The sequence below is a fragment of the Pseudooceanicola aestuariicola genome (genome assembly GCF_045763785.1).
Lineage (GTDB): Bacteria > Pseudomonadota > Alphaproteobacteria > Rhodobacterales > Rhodobacteraceae > Pseudooceanicola.
On record NZ_JBJGSF010000002.1, the window covers coordinates 449930 to 464120 of the forward strand.

Annotated in this window: 17 protein-coding genes; 13 read left to right on the forward strand and 4 right to left on the reverse strand. The window is 62.0% G+C overall.

Annotated elements, in window-relative coordinates; all coding sequences use genetic code 11:
• Position 1: 1 nt before the first annotated feature.
• The 3 genes from ACI3GR_RS10095 (at position 2) to ACI3GR_RS10105 (ending at position 1820) form a co-directional block, all read left to right on the forward strand.
• Entirely contained in the window at positions 2 to 748 is a 747-nt protein-coding gene (locus ACI3GR_RS10095) for a pyridoxine 5'-phosphate synthase (RefSeq protein ID WP_407494190.1), read from the forward strand.
• Positions 749 to 812: 64 nt separating this feature from the next.
• Positions 813 to 1256, forward strand: coding sequence for a hypothetical protein (locus ACI3GR_RS10100; RefSeq protein ID WP_407494192.1), 444 nt, complete (start codon positions 813 to 815; stop codon positions 1254 to 1256).
• Between the two features lie 84 nt (positions 1257 to 1340).
• Positions 1341 to 1820: a nucleoside deaminase gene (locus tag ACI3GR_RS10105; protein ID WP_407494195.1), complete on the forward strand. Its 480-nt coding sequence runs from the start codon at positions 1341 to 1343 to the stop codon at positions 1818 to 1820.
• Positions 1821 to 1827: 7 nt separating this feature from the next.
• Here the strand turns inward: ACI3GR_RS10105 and ACI3GR_RS10110 are convergent, their stop codons facing one another.
• Entirely contained in the window at positions 1828 to 2733 is a 906-nt protein-coding gene (locus ACI3GR_RS10110) for a LysR substrate-binding domain-containing protein (RefSeq protein ID WP_407494197.1), read from the reverse strand.
• 92 nt (positions 2734 to 2825) lie between these two features.
• Here ACI3GR_RS10110 and ACI3GR_RS10115 point away from each other — a divergent pair, with 92 nt between their 5' ends.
• The 7 genes from ACI3GR_RS10115 (at position 2826) to ACI3GR_RS10145 (ending at position 7212) form a co-directional block, all read left to right on the forward strand.
• Complete coding sequence (locus ACI3GR_RS10115; RefSeq protein WP_407494199.1) at positions 2826 to 3023, forward strand: hypothetical protein; 198 nt, start codon at positions 2826 to 2828, stop codon at positions 3021 to 3023.
• Positions 3024 to 3090: 67 nt separating this feature from the next.
• The gene (gene acpS, locus ACI3GR_RS10120) at positions 3091 to 3522 is read left to right on the forward strand and encodes a holo-ACP synthase (protein WP_407494201.1); all 432 of its coding nucleotides are present in this window, start codon (positions 3091 to 3093) and stop codon (positions 3520 to 3522) included.
• Positions 3523 to 3580: 58 nt separating this feature from the next.
• Complete coding sequence (gene lepB, locus ACI3GR_RS10125) at positions 3581 to 4423, forward strand: signal peptidase I (RefSeq protein WP_407494202.1); 843 nt, start codon at positions 3581 to 3583, stop codon at positions 4421 to 4423.
• A 6-nt stretch (positions 4424 to 4429) separates the two neighbouring features.
• Positions 4430 to 5113 (forward strand): ribonuclease III, encoded by a 684-nt coding sequence (gene rnc / locus ACI3GR_RS10130; RefSeq protein WP_407494205.1) that lies wholly within the window; start codon positions 4430 to 4432, stop codon positions 5111 to 5113.
• Positions 5113 to 5913, forward strand: a complete 801-nt coding sequence (locus tag ACI3GR_RS10135; RefSeq protein WP_407494207.1) for an endonuclease/exonuclease/phosphatase family protein — start codon at positions 5113 to 5115, stop codon at positions 5911 to 5913. The genes rnc and ACI3GR_RS10135 overlap by 1 nt, the downstream gene beginning before the upstream one ends.
• 63 nt (positions 5914 to 5976) lie before the next feature.
• Positions 5977 to 6879 carry a GTPase Era gene (gene era / locus ACI3GR_RS10140; protein ID WP_407494209.1) on the forward strand — a complete coding sequence of 301 codons (903 nt, stop codon included), beginning with the start codon at positions 5977 to 5979 and terminating at the stop codon, positions 6877 to 6879.
• Positions 6880 to 6882: 3 nt separating this feature from the next.
• Complete coding sequence (locus ACI3GR_RS10145) at positions 6883 to 7212, forward strand: DUF1491 family protein (RefSeq protein WP_407494210.1); 330 nt, start codon at positions 6883 to 6885, stop codon at positions 7210 to 7212.
• A gap of 5 nt (positions 7213 to 7217) precedes the next feature.
• Here ACI3GR_RS10145 and ACI3GR_RS10150 read toward each other — a convergent pair whose 3' ends face one another.
• On the reverse strand, positions 7218 to 7844 hold the full coding sequence (locus ACI3GR_RS10150) for a Pr6Pr family membrane protein (protein WP_407494212.1): 627 nt from the start codon (positions 7842 to 7844) through the stop codon (positions 7218 to 7220).
• Positions 7845 to 7898: 54 nt separating this feature from the next.
• Between ACI3GR_RS10150 and recO the strand changes: the two genes are divergently transcribed.
• Positions 7899 to 8627, forward strand: coding sequence for a DNA repair protein RecO (gene recO / locus ACI3GR_RS10155; protein WP_407494214.1), 729 nt, complete (start codon positions 7899 to 7901; stop codon positions 8625 to 8627).
• On the opposite strand, the gene ACI3GR_RS10160 is transcribed toward recO, so the two are convergent.
• Positions 8624 to 9151 (reverse strand): TetR/AcrR family transcriptional regulator, encoded by a 528-nt coding sequence (locus tag ACI3GR_RS10160; RefSeq protein WP_407494216.1) that lies wholly within the window; start codon positions 9149 to 9151, stop codon positions 8624 to 8626. The two genes, recO and ACI3GR_RS10160, sit on opposite strands and share 4 nt — an antisense overlap.
• Before the next feature lie 84 nt (positions 9152 to 9235).
• Complete coding sequence (locus ACI3GR_RS10165; protein ID WP_407494218.1) at positions 9236 to 9928, reverse strand: fumarylacetoacetate hydrolase family protein; 693 nt, start codon at positions 9926 to 9928, stop codon at positions 9236 to 9238.
• 282 nt (positions 9929 to 10210) lie between these two features.
• On the opposite strand from ACI3GR_RS10165, the gene ade reads away from it, so the two are divergent.
• Together ade and ACI3GR_RS10175 are read left to right on the forward strand one after the other, a co-directional pair.
• Positions 10211 to 11911: an adenine deaminase gene (gene ade / locus ACI3GR_RS10170; RefSeq protein WP_407494219.1), complete on the forward strand. Its 1701-nt coding sequence runs from the start codon at positions 10211 to 10213 to the stop codon at positions 11909 to 11911.
• Between the two features lie 174 nt (positions 11912 to 12085).
• The gene (locus ACI3GR_RS10175) at positions 12086 to 14185 is read left to right on the forward strand and encodes a 3-hydroxyacyl-CoA dehydrogenase NAD-binding domain-containing protein (protein ID WP_407494221.1); all 2100 of its coding nucleotides are present in this window, start codon (positions 12086 to 12088) and stop codon (positions 14183 to 14185) included.
• Positions 14186 to 14191: the final 6 nt, after the last annotated feature.

The window sequence follows — 14191 nt, forward strand, 5'->3', positions numbered from 1 at the left end:
GATGTCGAGATTGCGGCTGGGTGTGAACATCGACCATGTGGCAACTGTGCGGAACGCGCGTGGCAGCGCCTATCCCGATCCCCTGCGCGCGGCAGAAATCGCAGAACGTGCCGGTGCGGATGGCATCACGGCGCACTTGCGCGAAGACCGCCGCCATATCTCGGATGCGGATATCGAGGCGCTGATGGGCGCGCTGACCCTGCCGCTGAACTTTGAAATGGCCGCCACGGACGAAATGCAGGCGATTGCCCTGCGTCACAAACCACATGCCGTCTGCATCGTCCCCGAGAAACGCGAAGAGCGGACGACCGAAGGCGGGCTGGAAGTTGCGCGTGAAGAAAACCGGCTAGCCCATTTCATTGCGCCGCTGCGCGAGGCCGGGTGTCGCGTGTCGATCTTTATCGCCGCGGACCGCCGCCAGATCGAAGCCGCCCACCGCATTGGGGCCGAGGTGATCGAATTGCACACGGGGGCCTATTGCGACGCCCATGCCGAAGGCCGGTTCGACGCGCGTGATGAAGAACTGACGCGTCTGACCGACATGGCGGCATTCGCCAATTCGCTGGGGCTTGAGGTGCACGCGGGCCACGGGCTGACTTACGACACGGTCAAACCCATCGCCGCCCTGCCCGAGGTGATGGAATTGAACATCGGCCACTTCCTGATCGGAGAGGCGATTTTTCGCGGGTTAGAGCCTGCTATCGTCGAAATGCGCCGCCTGATGGATGAGGCGCGCGGCGCGGCATAAGTGGCGCGCTTGTCAGGCCTTTCTCTGCTATGCTGGTGAGACCGGACCATAGAAGGGATGTCCCATGCGCCTGATCCTAACCGTACTCAGCCTGTTTATCGCCCAAGCTGCCGTTGCCCAAAGTGTGCAGGAATGTGACTGGCGCGCGCGGGCAGATGCCATTGCCGAACCTTGGTCCGAAAACACCCGGACCTTCGCAAACGGTGACGTGCGTCTGGCTCTGATCGATATCGGAGAGCCAGCGGTCGGCGGTTATCACATCCTGATCCTGTCGCCGCCCTATGGCGACGGCGGTTGGCGACAGTGCCGGGTGCTGACCTATCAGGACATCGGCTTTGGCGGGGTAGAGTTCGACATGCTGGAGGCCGAGTATGATCCCGCCCGTGGTCTGGTGTTCTATCTGCCCGTGTCCGTCGCGGGACAGGATGGGTATCAAACGGATCGCGAACTGACCTTTCAGCTAAATCAGGCGACCGGCGAAATCCTGTCGCTGCTTAGCCGGTACTGACGGGGCGCAGGGCAATCGGGTTGGTCCACCTTGAAGCGAGAGCAGGCGGCCTTACCCTTCTGGCCCAGCCAAAGGAAATACCCCGTGACCGATACGCCCCCTGCCACCGCCGCCGAAATTGCCACCATGGACCGCCTGATCGACAGGGCATTAGAGGCGGCAGAGGATGGTGGGAAAGCCGGGATATCAGCGGCGATCATGCGCGGCGACACCCTTCTGGCGATTGCCGAGAACGAGGTGCACCTGCACCACGACCCCACAAGGCATGCCGAAATCGTCGCGATGAGTCGCGCAACCCGCGCCTTGGCTGATCCTGATCTGTCGGGCTGCACCCTGCTGACAACCCTGCAACCGTGCGAAATGTGCCTGTCTGCCATGCGGTTTGCAGGGATTAAACGGGTGATCTTTGCCGCGACGAAACCCAATGTGGAGCTGTCAAAGTACTTTGCCTTCCCCGACCTTGATCTGACGGATTTCGACCGCGCCGATCATGACGGGTTCCTTGCCATCGGAGGTGTGCAGGAAGATCGGATCGTACACCTTTACGCCAAGGCCGAGGACTGATCGCGGATCAGCTCAGTTCGGCGGTGCCCAGCCCCTCGGCCTCGATCGCGCGCATCAGCCAGTTTCGGAACTTCTTTTGCGGGATCGTGAACGACCGGTCGCGGGCAGACACTAGCCAATAGGTCTGTCCGGTTTCCGTCCAGCGCGGGAAAGGCGCTGTGATCTGGCCCCGGCGCAGCGCGTCCGAGCATAGCGTTTCAAACGCCAGAAACACGCCCGACCCGGTCATCGCCGCGTCCAGACACAACGATCCTTCGTTGAACACCGGCCCGCCGGGCAATTCGTCCGGGGCAGGATCGTCAGGCGTCAGCCAAGCGCGCCAATCGTACATACCGTGACTTTCGCGGATGATCGGCACATGCCGCAGGTCTTGGGGCGTGGTCAGCTTTGCCGCCAGATCGGCATGGCAGACGGGGACCACTCGCTGCGGGAACAGCGGTTGTGCCGTCACGTTCGGGTAGGGGCCGCGCCCGATCCGGATGGTGAAATCCGCCGCGCCCGTATTCGGATCGACCAGCGTCACGTCACTGTCGAACCGCACGCGGATATCGGGATGCGCTTTTGAAAAATCGGGCAGCCGCCAGATCAGCCATCGCGCGGCAAAGATCGGCGCGACCGAGATCGTCAGCGTCGATTGCTTGTCGCGACGCGTCAGGTCGATGGCAGCGGCGATCTGGTCGAAGCCTTGGCTGAGCAGGCGAAAAACCTCGGCCGTGCCCTCTGCCGGGATCATGCCCGTGGGGCGACGATCGAACAGGGCAAGGTCCAGAGCGTCTTCCAGCCGCGCGACCTGCTGACTGACGGCGCCGGGGGACACGCCCAGTTCTTTCCCGGCAGCGGACAGCGACCCGGTGCGATACACCGCCTCGGCTGCGCGCAGTCCGTTCAAAGGGGCGTTCCGAAGGTCAGTCATTTAGATTTTCTATATACCTATACAGTTCTGGTGCAGTTTTTAAGTGAAAATTGATCCCTATATTCAGCCTATCTGAAAGAAAGGAGAAAACCATGACAAATTGGTTCAAAACCCTCTTCGCCCCTGTGCAGACCCCTGCGCCGGGCGATCCAATGGCGCATCCGGACATCCAGCGGATGACGATGCGCGACCTGGCGGATTTGCCGCTGGTCCCGCCGCCGGCCCCCGGCGCGGGTGACAAGGCACGATCAAACGTGTCGATTCGGGCGCGGGTTCAACCTAGCGCCTGACATCCGACGCCCAAGCCGCTAAGGGTTGACCACCTCGACCTTTAGGCAGGCTGGCAGCGGGCGTCTTATGATCTTAGGCATCGGTACAGATCTGGCGAATATCGACCGGATACAAGGCACTCTGGATCGCTTCGGCGACCGGTTTCGCAACCGTGTCTTCACGGATGTCGAACAGGCCAAGGCCAACCGCCGCCGCGATGTGGCGGGCACCTACGCGAAACGTTGGGCGGCGAAAGAAGCCTGCTCCAAGGCTTTGGGCACGGGGCTGCGCATGGGCATTTCGTGGAAAGACATGGCCGTCAGCAACCTGCGTACGGGCCAGCCCGTCATGCAGGTCACCGGTTGGGCGGCCGAGCGTCTGGCCCAGATGACCCCACCGGGACACGAGGCCATCATCCACGTCACGCTAACCGATGACCACCCCTGGGCGCAGGCCTTTGTGGTGATCGAGGCGCGCCCCATCGCGCCCACCGGCGCAACCGCGCCGGGCGGCGCTTGACACGCCACGCCCCGGCCCGCATGTACCCCTTGGCTGCAACGCGGAAGGACAGCACGGCATGAGTGAAGAGTCACAGGGCTTCATGGGCGCGATCTGGGAAACGATCAAAACGATCTTCTGGGCGTTGCTGATCGCGGGCGTGTTCCGCACGTTGTTTTTTCAGCCCTTCTGGATCCCGTCTTCGTCGATGAAAGACACGCTGCTGATCGGCGACTTTCTGTTCGTGAACAAGATGGCCTACGGCTATTCCTACGCCTCTTGCCCGAACATCAAGATCGCGCGCTTTGGCGTGGATATCGACGCCAAGGATATCTGCGGGTTCCTTGATCGCGACAATTCCCGCCTTTTTGGGGGCGAGCCGGAGCAGGGCGACGTTGTCGTGTTCCGTCATCCGGTGACCCATCAGGATTACATCAAGCGTCTGATCGGCATGCCGGGCGATACGGTTCAGCTGAAGGGCGGCGTGCTGCATCTGAACGGCGAACCGGTGCAGGTTCAGGACGGCGGCACCTTCTCTGAGATGAAGGAACCGCAGGGCCCCGAGCAGCGCTTTCCCCGCTGTTCCAACGATCCGGTTGGCGAATTTGGCACCTGCGTCAAACAGCGTCAGATCGAAACGCTGCCCAACGGGGTGACCTATTCGACACTGAACATCCGCAATGGCGAAGATCTGGACGACACCAAGGTCTTTACCGTGCCGGATGGGCATTACTTCTTCATGGGCGACAACCGCGACAATTCGCTGGACAGCCGCGTGACCCAGACCTCCTTTGGCGTGGGCATGGTGCCTTACGAAAACCTGATCGGTCGGGCTGACCGGGTCATGTTCTCCTCTGCGGGGCGGTCGATGCTGTTCTTCTGGACGTGGCGCGGCGACCGTTTCTTTGAGGCGATCGACTAAGGGCTCATGGTCAAACTCTCGGCGGATCTTCAGGAGTTCAGCAAAAGGATCGGGCATGAGTTTGCCCGGCCCGAACTTCTGGTGCGGGCGGTGACGCATTCGTCTGTCTCGTCCCCCACCCGTGACGACAACCAACGGCTGGAATTTCTGGGCGACCGGGTGCTGGGCCTTGTCATGGCCGAGGCGCTTTTGGCCAAGGATCGTGGCGCGTCCGAAGGGCAGTTGGCCCCACGCTTCAACGCTTTGGTCCGCAAGGAAACCTGCGCCGACGTGGCCCGCGTGATCGACATTGGCGCAGTGCTGAAACTGGGCCGGTCGGAGCAGATGTCTGGCGGTCGTCGCAAACAGGCGCTTCTGGGTGACGCGATGGAGGCGGTGATCGCCGCCGTCTATCTGGATGCCGGGTTCGACGTGGCGCGCGATATGATCCTGCGTCTTTGGGGTGACAGGATTACCACCGTGGACGCCGACGCCCGTGACGCCAAGACCGCGCTGCAGGAATGGGCGCAGGGCCGTGGCCTTCCCCCGCCAGTCTATGCCGAGGTCGGGCGCGAAGGCCCGGACCATGCCCCGGTTTTCAAGATTGAGGCCCGGTTGCAGTCGGGCGAAAAAGCCGTCGCCGTCGCCGGATCGAAACGCAACGCTGAACAGGCTGCGGCCAAGGCGTTGATGGACCAGTTGCTAGGCTGATGCGGGTGATCAGCCTGAATGCCTGGGGCGGGCGGCTGGTGGACAACATGGTGGCGTATCTTGCCGACGCGCAGCCGGATATCCTTTGCCTGCAAGAGGTCGTGCAGACACCGGACAGCCCTGCCGATTTGCTGGAATACCGTGATGACGGGATGCAGCTACCGCAGCGTGCCAATGTGATCGACGATGTGGCGAAGGCCCTGCCCGGCCATGCGATCACCTTTTGCCCCGCCGCGCGTGGCAACCTGTGGCACGGTGATCAGGCGGTGCCAACCTACTGGGGATTGGCGACTTTCATCCACCCGCGACTGACTTTGGTCGGGCAGGTGCAGGGGTTCGTGCATGGCACCTTCGGCACGGATGGTTTCGGGGATCACCCCCGGTCGCGTACCGGGCATGTGGCGCGCGTCTGGCATCCGGATCAGGGGTTCCTGACCGTCGGGCACATGCATGGGCTGCGCGATATGGCAGGCAAGATGGATACGCCGCTGCGCAGCGAACAGGCGCGGCGTTTTGGCGACATGGTCAAGGCGGTGCATCAACCGGGCGACCCGACCGTCGTCTGCGGTGATTTCAACGTGCTGCCCGGGTCCGAAACGCTGCGCATTCTGGCGCGGACCACGCCCTATGATCTGGTCACGTCGCGCGGGCACGATGGTACCCGCACGTCGTTTTACGAAAAGCCCGAGAAATTCGCCGACTACATGTTGGTGAACGGTCCGCTGAAAGACGCCGATTTCGAAGTCGTCAGAACACCCGAGGTCTCGGACCATTGCGCTTTGCGTCTGGATACGGTTTGAGGCTGATCAAAACCTGTTATCCTGTCGCCCAATGCCCGCGACCCAACAATTGAAAGCCCGCCCATGACAACCCGCGCCGGATTCGTCGCCCTGATCGGAGAGCCTAATGCAGGCAAATCCACCCTGACCAACCGCATGGTCGGGGCCAAGGTGTCGATCGTCACTCACAAGGTTCAGACAACCCGCGCGCGTATCCGCGGCGTGGCCATCGAAGGCGACAGTCAGATCGTCTTTGTCGATACGCCCGGTCTGTTCCAGCCGCGCCGCCGGTTGGACCGTGCGATGGTCGCCGCCGCCTGGGGCGGTGTGTCCGACGCCGATATCACCGTGCTGCTGGTCGAGGCGCATCGCGGCATTACCGGCGGCGTGCAGCGCATTCTGGACACGCTGAACGACATGAAGGGCCGCCGCATTGTTCTGGCCATCAACAAGATCGACCGGGTCGAAGCGCCCGTGCTGCTGGATCTGACGGAAAAGCTGAACGAAGCCTATACTTTCGAAAAGACCTTCATGATCTCGGCCGAGAAGGGGCATGGCGTGCAGGACCTGCGCGAATGGCTGGCCGGAGAGATGCCGGAAAGTCCGTGGCTTTATCCCGAGGATCAGATCGCGGACCTGCCCATGCGCATGATCGCCGCAGAAATCACCCGCGAAAAGCTGACCCTGAGGCTGCATCAGGAATTGCCCTATCAAATGACGGTCGAGACCGAGCATTGGGAAGAACGCAAAGACGGCTCGGCCCGCATCGACCAGATGATTTATGTCATGCGGGATGGCCATAAGGGCATCGTTCTGGGCAACAAGGGCGAGAAGATCAAAGCCATCGGCAAGGCCTCGCGTGAAGAGCTTGAAGAGTTTCTTGGCCGCAAGGTGCACCTGTTTTTGCAGGTGAAGGTGCGTCAGAACTGGCTGGAAGAGTCAGAGCGCTATTCCGAGATGGGTCTGGATTTCAAGGACGGGAACTGATCCATGCGCCTGACCGCGCGCATGTGGGTGGACGCCTATCTGACCCGCCTGCGGTTGCAGGACATTCCGGCCTTCGTGGTGTCGCATGGTGACGACACAGGGGGCGCGGTTCTGGTCAAACTGGCCACGCTGGATGGCAAGGCGGTCGCGTTCCAGCGGTCTTTCGACATCATGACGGGTGCGCGGAATTGGATCGTTCTGGTCGACGGGGACGAGGCAGAGGTCGATGCCGCCGTGACCCGTCAGCGCGGCTATGACCCCGACCTCTGGGTGATCGAGGTTGAAGACAAGGCCGGGCGGCACCTGCTGGATGAACCGGGGCTGTCTGACTGACAGGTCTAGGTGGGGTCCGTGTGTCGGATCAGGCGGGCCAGGGCGATCTGGATCAGTCCTCCGACAACGAACGCCAGCGCTAGGATCACCGTCCACTTCGCCACGCCCATCCAGCCGATGTTGGTCGGGTCGGTGAAGAAATAGGGGTAGGTGCCGTCGAACTGACCGCGCCCCAAGGCGTAGCAGACATAGACCAGCGGCCAGCCCATCCACATCAACGCCGCCGTCACGTTCAGCCCCGTGCGTGGTCCAAAAGCCAGCCACCATGCCACGACCGCCAGCGGCACGGTTGTATGCAATCCAATGTTCGCCCAATACCCGATCACGGTTTCCTGGCTGTCGGTGGCGGCCAGCAGCAGGTGATAGACCACCCCGACGATCGCGATCCACAGCGTCACCCCGCCCAGCCACCGGGCAGAGGCGACGACGCCCCGGAGGGCGAGGGCCGTGAAGGTCACTGCGACCATGACGTTGGTCAGGATGGTAAAAAACCGCCCCAGCCGCCAAAGGGTTTGCAGCGCGTTTTCCTCGGCGTGCACCAGTTGCGACGCCGCGAATTGCGCGGCGAGAGACGCGAAGGTCATCACGGCAATCAGGGCGGCCAAAGTGCGGGCGAGGGGCGATAATCTCATCCCGGCAGAATTGCGCGAACTTGCGAGATCGCGCAAGGGCGCGGATAAGAGCGCATGGAGTGGAGAGATCACGGCATCATCCTGTCCGCACGGGCACACGGCGAAAGCGCCGCGATCGTCGAGGTGTTCACCCCCGACCACGGTCGCCATGCGGGCGTCGTCCGGGGCGGGGCGTCGCGCAAGATGGCCCCGGTTCTGCAACCGGGTGCGCAGGTCGACGTGACATGGAAGGCCCGGTTGGAAGAGCACATGGGCGCCTTCGTGATCGAACCCATCCGATCGCGCGCCGCGCTGGTGATGAATGACCGTCTGGCCTTGGCCGGCCTGAACGCGGTCACAGCGATGCTAGGCTTCACCCTGCCCGAGCGTGAAGTGCACGGCCCGCTTTATGCCCGTACCGAAGGTCTGATGGACCTGCTGGGTCAGATGGACCTTTGGCCGCTGGCCTATCTGCATTGGGAGCTGGCACTGCTGGAAGAAATGGGCTTTGGGCTCGACCTCAACGTCTGCGCCGTGACGGGCGCGACCGAGGGGTTAGAGTTCATCTCTCCCAGAACCGGGCGGGCGGTGACGCGGAAAGGGGCGGGGGATTGGGCGGACAAGCTGTTGCCTCTGCCGCCCTGTCTGCGCCGCGAAGGTGACGCCCCGGACGCCGAAATTGCCGAAGGCTTCCGCGTGACGGGGTTCTTCTTGGCTGAAACATTAGCGCCGGAATTGGGCCGAAAACCGCTGCCAGAGGCGCGTCAACGTTTTGTCGATCGGTTTTCCGCGGGAATCAATTAGCGCAGCGCCAGCACCAGATCGACCAAGGAGGCCAGCGCATCGTCATCGCGCGATGCGGGCGACACGGTGTCCATTCCGACCTTGGCTGCATAAAGGCTGATGGCCATATCGCGATTGGTCACGTCCAGCTGCCGCAGAAGGTCGGCCAGATGGTCCAGCCGTTGGGCGTCCAACTCGGCAATCGTGGCGGCGGCGTCCGGGTCGGTACTGGCCCAGTTGCGCATCGCGGTTTCCGTCGCCTGATCGCCACCAAAACCGTCTGACATCAGCGCCTTAAGCTGCGCGACCGCTTCGGCCTTTTCGTGGGGCTGGTTGGGCAGGTTGGCCGCAATATCGCGCCACATCGACAAAAGCGCCTGCCGATACCGCGGCACATCTTCGAAATGCCAGTAGAACGAGCCCTTGGTCGTATCGAGAGCACGCGCCAAAGGTTCGGCCTTCAAGGCTTCGGGGCCCGAGGCCGCCAAGGCCTTCAGTCCGGCATTCAGCCAGTCATCGGCAGATAGGCGAGGTTTGCGACTCATGCCCCGATCATACAGGTTTTCGCTGCTTTGCGGCAATTATTCTGCAATTGCAAAGAAACGTGACCTGTATCAATCCTGAGGCAGTTATTCCGCCTTTCCGATCGTCAGGTCGATGGGGGTCAGACCGTCGATCTCTCCGTGGAGGTGATCGCCTTCCTGCACGGCGCCGACGCCTGCGGGCGTGCCGGTATAGATCAGGTCGCCGGGTCCAAGGTGATAATACTGCGACAGGTGTTCGATCACCGCCGGAATGGAATGCAGCAACAGGTCCAGCGTGGCGGATTGGCGGGTGTCGCCGTTCACCGACAGGGTGATCGCCTGTTTTTCCACCGGCCCGAAATCCGCGGCTTTGGTCAGGGGCGCAATCACCGCGGCGTCTTCGAAGTCTTTGCCAAGGCTCCACGGGCGGCGCTTGTCCTTGCCGTCCTGCTGACGGTCGCGACGCGTCATGTCCAGCCCGCAGGCGTAGCCGTAGACCATGCCAAGCGCATCATCCTTGTTGACCCGGAACGCAGGTGTTCCAAGCGCGACGACCAGTTCCATTTCGTGGTGCAGGTCGCTGGTGCCGGGGGCGTAGGGCACGGTCGCGCCGGTCAGGCAAAGGTGGGCGGGCGATTTGGTAAAGTAGAACGGCGCCTCAAGATCCGGCACGCCGCCCATTTCGATGGCATGATCGGCGTAGTTGCGGCCGACGCAGAAGATGCGGCGCACAGGGTAGCCTTGGCTTTCGCCGATGACCGGGACGTCGGGATGGGTGGGGATTTGGAACAGGCTCATGAGGTGGCTCCTTGGTTGGGGGATTTATCGGACGGGACGGGCGTGGCGTAAAGGGGGGGAGCGACGTCGAACAATCGTCCCGCCCGGCGGCAACGCCGGGCAGCGCCGTCCGCCCCGTCGCACCAAAGGTGCGCCTGTTCAATAAATAAACGGCACGCCTTTGGCGTGACGGCGGCGCTAACGCGCCACCCGCGGACGAGCGCAGCCCTCAAAGAAGACCACACCCCTTTACCCCATCCTCGCCCCGTCCGATAAAACCCCCAACCGAAGGAGACCGCATCCATGACTCAACCCCTGTCCGATCTTATCTCTCAAGGGCGCGGCGATGCCCCCGCCGATCTGGTGCTGCGCGGCGGAGAGGTCTGGGACATGGTCACCGGCCTGAAAATCAAAGGCGACGTGGCGATTTGCGGTGACACCATCGTCGGGATCGGCGCGGATTACGACGGCAAGACGGTCATCGACGTCACCGGCAAGACGCTGGTCCCCGGATTTATCGACACGCATCTGCACATCGAAAGCTCCCTCGTCACGCCGCATGAGTTTGACCGCTGCGTCGGCCCGCGCGGTGTCACCACAGCGATCTGTGACCCGCATGAGATTGCCAACGTCATCGGCGTGCCGGGGATCAAATATTTCCTGCAATCTGCGACCGAAACGATCATGGATATCCGGGTGAACCTGTCGTCCTGCGTGCCCTCGTCGCACATGGAAACCGCCGGTGCGCGGATTGAGGCGGATGATCTGCTGCCGCTCGCCGACCATCCTCAGGTTATCGGTCTGGCAGAATTCATGAACTACCCCGGTGTGATCTTTCAGGACCCCGGGTGCATGGCGAAACTCGAAGCGTTCCGGGGGCGTCACATTGATGGCCATTGTCCTCAGCTTCTGGGCAAGGACCTGAACGCCTATGTCAGTGCGGGCATCCGGACAGAGCATGAGGCGACCACCGAAGAAGAAGCGCGCGAAAAGCTGCAAAAGGGGATGCGCGTGCTGATCCGCGAAGGGTCGGTGTCCAAAGACCTGCACGCGCTGCAGCCGCTGCTGACCGACATCACCAGCGCCTACATGTGCCTGTGCACTGACGACCGGAACCCGCTGGATATCGGGGAACACGGGCATCTGGACTATATGATCCGCACGCTGATCGACCTTGGTTGCCCGGAGCTCGCCGTCTATCGCGCTGCGTCGTTGTCGGCGGCAGAGGCCTTTGGGCTGAAGGACCGCGGCCAGATCGCGCCGGGCAAACGGGCGGATATCGTGGTGCTGGACGACGTGACGGATTGCCGGGCCTCAATGGTGTTTTCTGGCGGTCAGGTGATGGACGACGCGGGCTTTGCCGCGCGAAAGATCACGCAGCCGGTCGGTCAGAACTCCGTCAAGACGCAGACGATCACGGCGGACACCTTCCGCACCGGGGGCAACCGGACCAAGACGGACGTGATCGGGATCGTCGAAGGCAAGATCATCACCGAATACCTCAGCGAAGAGATTGAGATCACCGATGGGGACAAACGGCCCGACCTTGACCGCGACCTGATCAAGATTGCGGTGATCGAACGCCACGGCGTGAACGGCAACAGCGCCACCGGGTTCGTCAAAGGCTTTGGGCTGAAGGCCGGGGCCATCGCCTCGACCGTCTGTCACGATCACCACAACATCGCGGTCGTGGGTGCGGATTACGACGATATGGCCTTTGCCGCGAACCGTCTGGCTGAATTGCAGGGCGGATTTGTCGTGGTTCAGGACGGTAAGGTGCTGGCTGAACTGGCGTTGCCGGTCGCGGGCCTGATGTCCGACCAGCCGTTCGAGGTTGTCCACCAGAACCTGATCCAGTTGCGCGATGCGGCCAAGGGTTTGGGGGTCACGCTGAACGAGCCGTTCCTTCAACTGGCCTTCCTTGCCCTGCCCGTGATCCCCGCGCTGAAGATCACCGATCGGGGCATGGTCGACGTGGTCAAGTTCGAGATCATCCCCGGCTGAGTGCGCAAATAACCCTGCGTCGCAGCACTATTCTGCACTGCAAAACACAATTCCGCTGATTGACGACTCTGGCTCGGCACCCTAGGTTCCAACCCCAAGAGGGAGGAGTCTGACCTGTCGGTTCACGCCGTGCAGCCTTTTCCCTTATGAAATTAACAGGGCGAAGGAAGTGACATGGCCGAATCCACAGCAACCAGCGAAGCCGTTTCTTATGGGTATGAGGGCGATATCGCCCTGATCTGTGTCGATAACCCGCCCGTCAACGCGACCGGCATCGCCGTGCGCGAAGGTCTGGTGAAGGCTATCGAAGGCATCAACGGCGAAGGCAAAGCCAAGGTCATCGCGCTGTACTGCGCGGGCCGCACGTTCATCGCCGGTGCCGACATCCGCGAATTCGGCAAGCCGCCAAAGCAGCCGTCGCTGACCGAAGTGCTGAACGTCATCGAAGACAGCGAAATCCCCGTCATCTCGATCATGCACGGCACGACGCTGGGCGGTGGCTATGAAACCGCGCTGTCCACCCATGCGCGCGTCGCGATGAAAGGGGCCAAGTTCGGCCTGCCCGAAGTTCTGCTGGGCATCATCCCCGGCGCGGGCGGCACGCAGCGTCTGCCGCGTGTGGCCTCGATCGCGTACACGCTGGATATCGCCGTGTCGGGCCGCCATGCGCCTGTTGAAGAAGGTCTGGAAAAGGGTGCAATCGACCGCGTGGTCGAGCCCGGCGACCCGCGCGAGATTGCGCTGGCCATGGGGCAAGAGGTCATCGACGGTACCTTGCCAACCCGCCGCACCAGCGAGATTGACGTGAAACCTGACGACGCGGCCATCGAACAGACGCTGGCCATGGTCGAAAAGAAGAACCCGCATCTGATCAACTTGGCCGAATGTGTTCGCGCCATTGCGGATTCGGTCAAACCCCTGCCCGAAGGCCTGAAGTCCGAGCGGGAGCATTTCATGACCTGCCTGAATTCGCCCCAACGTGCTGGCCTGATCCACGCGTTCTTCGGCGAGCGCGCGGTATCGAACATCCCCGAAGCCAAAGGCGACACCCGTCCGCTGAACAAAATCGGCGTGATCGGCGGCGGTACCATGGGGTCGGGCATCACGACCTCCTGCCTGATGGCGGGTATCCCGGTGCGCCTGATCGAAGTGCAGCAGGAAGGTCTGGACCGTGGCGTTGCGACGATCACCAAGAACCTCGACGGGGCGGTGTCGCGCGGCAAGATGTCGTCGGACAAACGTGACGCGGCACTGGCCAAGCTAGAGCCGTCATTGAACATGGAAGACCTGGCCGATGTCGATCTGGTGATCGAAGCCGTGTTCGAGAAGATGGAGATCAAGAAGGACATCTTCGGCAAGCTCGACACCATCTGCAAACCCGGTGCGATCCTTGCGTCGAACACGTCCTATCTGGACATCAACGCCATTGCCGACATGACCAACCGTCCGCAGGACGTGCTGGGCCTGCACTTCTTCAGCCCCGCTCATGTGATGCGTCTGCTGGAAATCGTGCAGGGTGCGAAAACTGCGCCCGACGCGCTGGCCACTGGGTTCGAACTGGCGAAAAAGCTGAAAAAGGTCGGTGTGCTCGCACAGGTCTGCGACGGCTTTATCGGCAACCGTATCCTTGGCCACTACGGCAAGGTGATTTCCTACCTCGTGCTGGACGGTGCGTCGCCCGCACAGGTCGACAATGCGCTGGAAGGCTTTGGTATGGCCATGGGCCCGCATAAGGTCGGCGACCTTGCTGGCCTTGATATCGGCTACATGACCCGTCAGCGCCGTAAGGAAGAAGGCCTGCCTGCCGACGAACGCTATGGCGGCGATATCGCTGACCGGATCAGCGAACGCGTCGGCCATGGTCGAAAAACCGGCAAGGGCTACTATCTGTACGAAACCGGTGCGCCGGTGCCCAACCCCGAGGTGGACGACATCATCGACGAAGTCCGCGCCGAAAAGGGCATCACGCCAAAAGAGTTTACGGATCAGGACATCGTAGATCGCTACATGACTGCCTTTATCTCAGAAGCGGCCCGTGTGGTCGAAGACGGCACCGCCAAGCGTCCGATCGACGTGGATATGGTGTTCCTCTTTGGGTACGGCTTCCCGCGTCATCGCGGCGGCCCGCTTCACTATGCCGACACTATCGGCGCCAAAGAGCTTGTGCGCCGCATCGAAGAATATGCAAAGGAAGACCCGAACTACTGGCAGGTGCCCGCGCTTCTGCGCAAAATGGCCGATGACGGTACGACCTTTGCCGATATGAACTCGTAAGGAGCG

Excerpts from the sequence above, each read along its gene's own strand:
- ACI3GR_RS10150 (WP_407494212.1), bottom strand. The coding sequence starts at position 7,844 with ATGAGATTATCGCCCCTCGCCCGCACTTTGGCCGCCCTGATTGCCGTG.
- ACI3GR_RS10175 (WP_407494221.1), top strand. The coding sequence starts at position 12,086 with ATGGCCGAATCCACAGCAACCAGCGAAGCCGTTTCTTATGGGTATGAG.
- ade (WP_407494219.1), top strand. The coding sequence starts at position 10,211 with ATGACTCAACCCCTGTCCGATCTTATCTCTCAAGGGCGCGGCGATGCC.
- rnc (WP_407494205.1), top strand. The coding sequence starts at position 4,430 with ATGGTCAAACTCTCGGCGGATCTTCAGGAGTTCAGCAAAAGGATCGGG.
- ACI3GR_RS10115 (WP_407494199.1), top strand. The coding sequence starts at position 2,826 with ATGACAAATTGGTTCAAAACCCTCTTCGCCCCTGTGCAGACCCCTGCG.
- ACI3GR_RS10100 (WP_407494192.1), top strand. The coding sequence starts at position 813 with ATGCGCCTGATCCTAACCGTACTCAGCCTGTTTATCGCCCAAGCTGCC.
- ACI3GR_RS10095 (WP_407494190.1), top strand. The coding sequence starts at position 2 with ATGTCGAGATTGCGGCTGGGTGTGAACATCGACCATGTGGCAACTGTG.
- ACI3GR_RS10110 (WP_407494197.1), bottom strand. The coding sequence starts at position 2,733 with ATGACTGACCTTCGGAACGCCCCTTTGAACGGACTGCGCGCAGCCGAG.
- acpS (WP_407494201.1), top strand. The coding sequence starts at position 3,091 with ATGATCTTAGGCATCGGTACAGATCTGGCGAATATCGACCGGATACAA.
- recO (WP_407494214.1), top strand. The coding sequence starts at position 7,899 with ATGGAGTGGAGAGATCACGGCATCATCCTGTCCGCACGGGCACACGGC.
- ACI3GR_RS10160 (WP_407494216.1), bottom strand. The coding sequence starts at position 9,151 with ATGAGTCGCAAACCTCGCCTATCTGCCGATGACTGGCTGAATGCCGGA.
- lepB (WP_407494202.1), top strand. The coding sequence starts at position 3,581 with ATGAGTGAAGAGTCACAGGGCTTCATGGGCGCGATCTGGGAAACGATC.
- era (WP_407494209.1), top strand. The coding sequence starts at position 5,977 with ATGACAACCCGCGCCGGATTCGTCGCCCTGATCGGAGAGCCTAATGCA.
- ACI3GR_RS10145 (WP_407494210.1), top strand. The coding sequence starts at position 6,883 with ATGCGCCTGACCGCGCGCATGTGGGTGGACGCCTATCTGACCCGCCTG.
- ACI3GR_RS10165 (WP_407494218.1), bottom strand. The coding sequence starts at position 9,928 with ATGAGCCTGTTCCAAATCCCCACCCATCCCGACGTCCCGGTCATCGGC.
- ACI3GR_RS10135 (WP_407494207.1), top strand. The coding sequence starts at position 5,113 with ATGCGGGTGATCAGCCTGAATGCCTGGGGCGGGCGGCTGGTGGACAAC.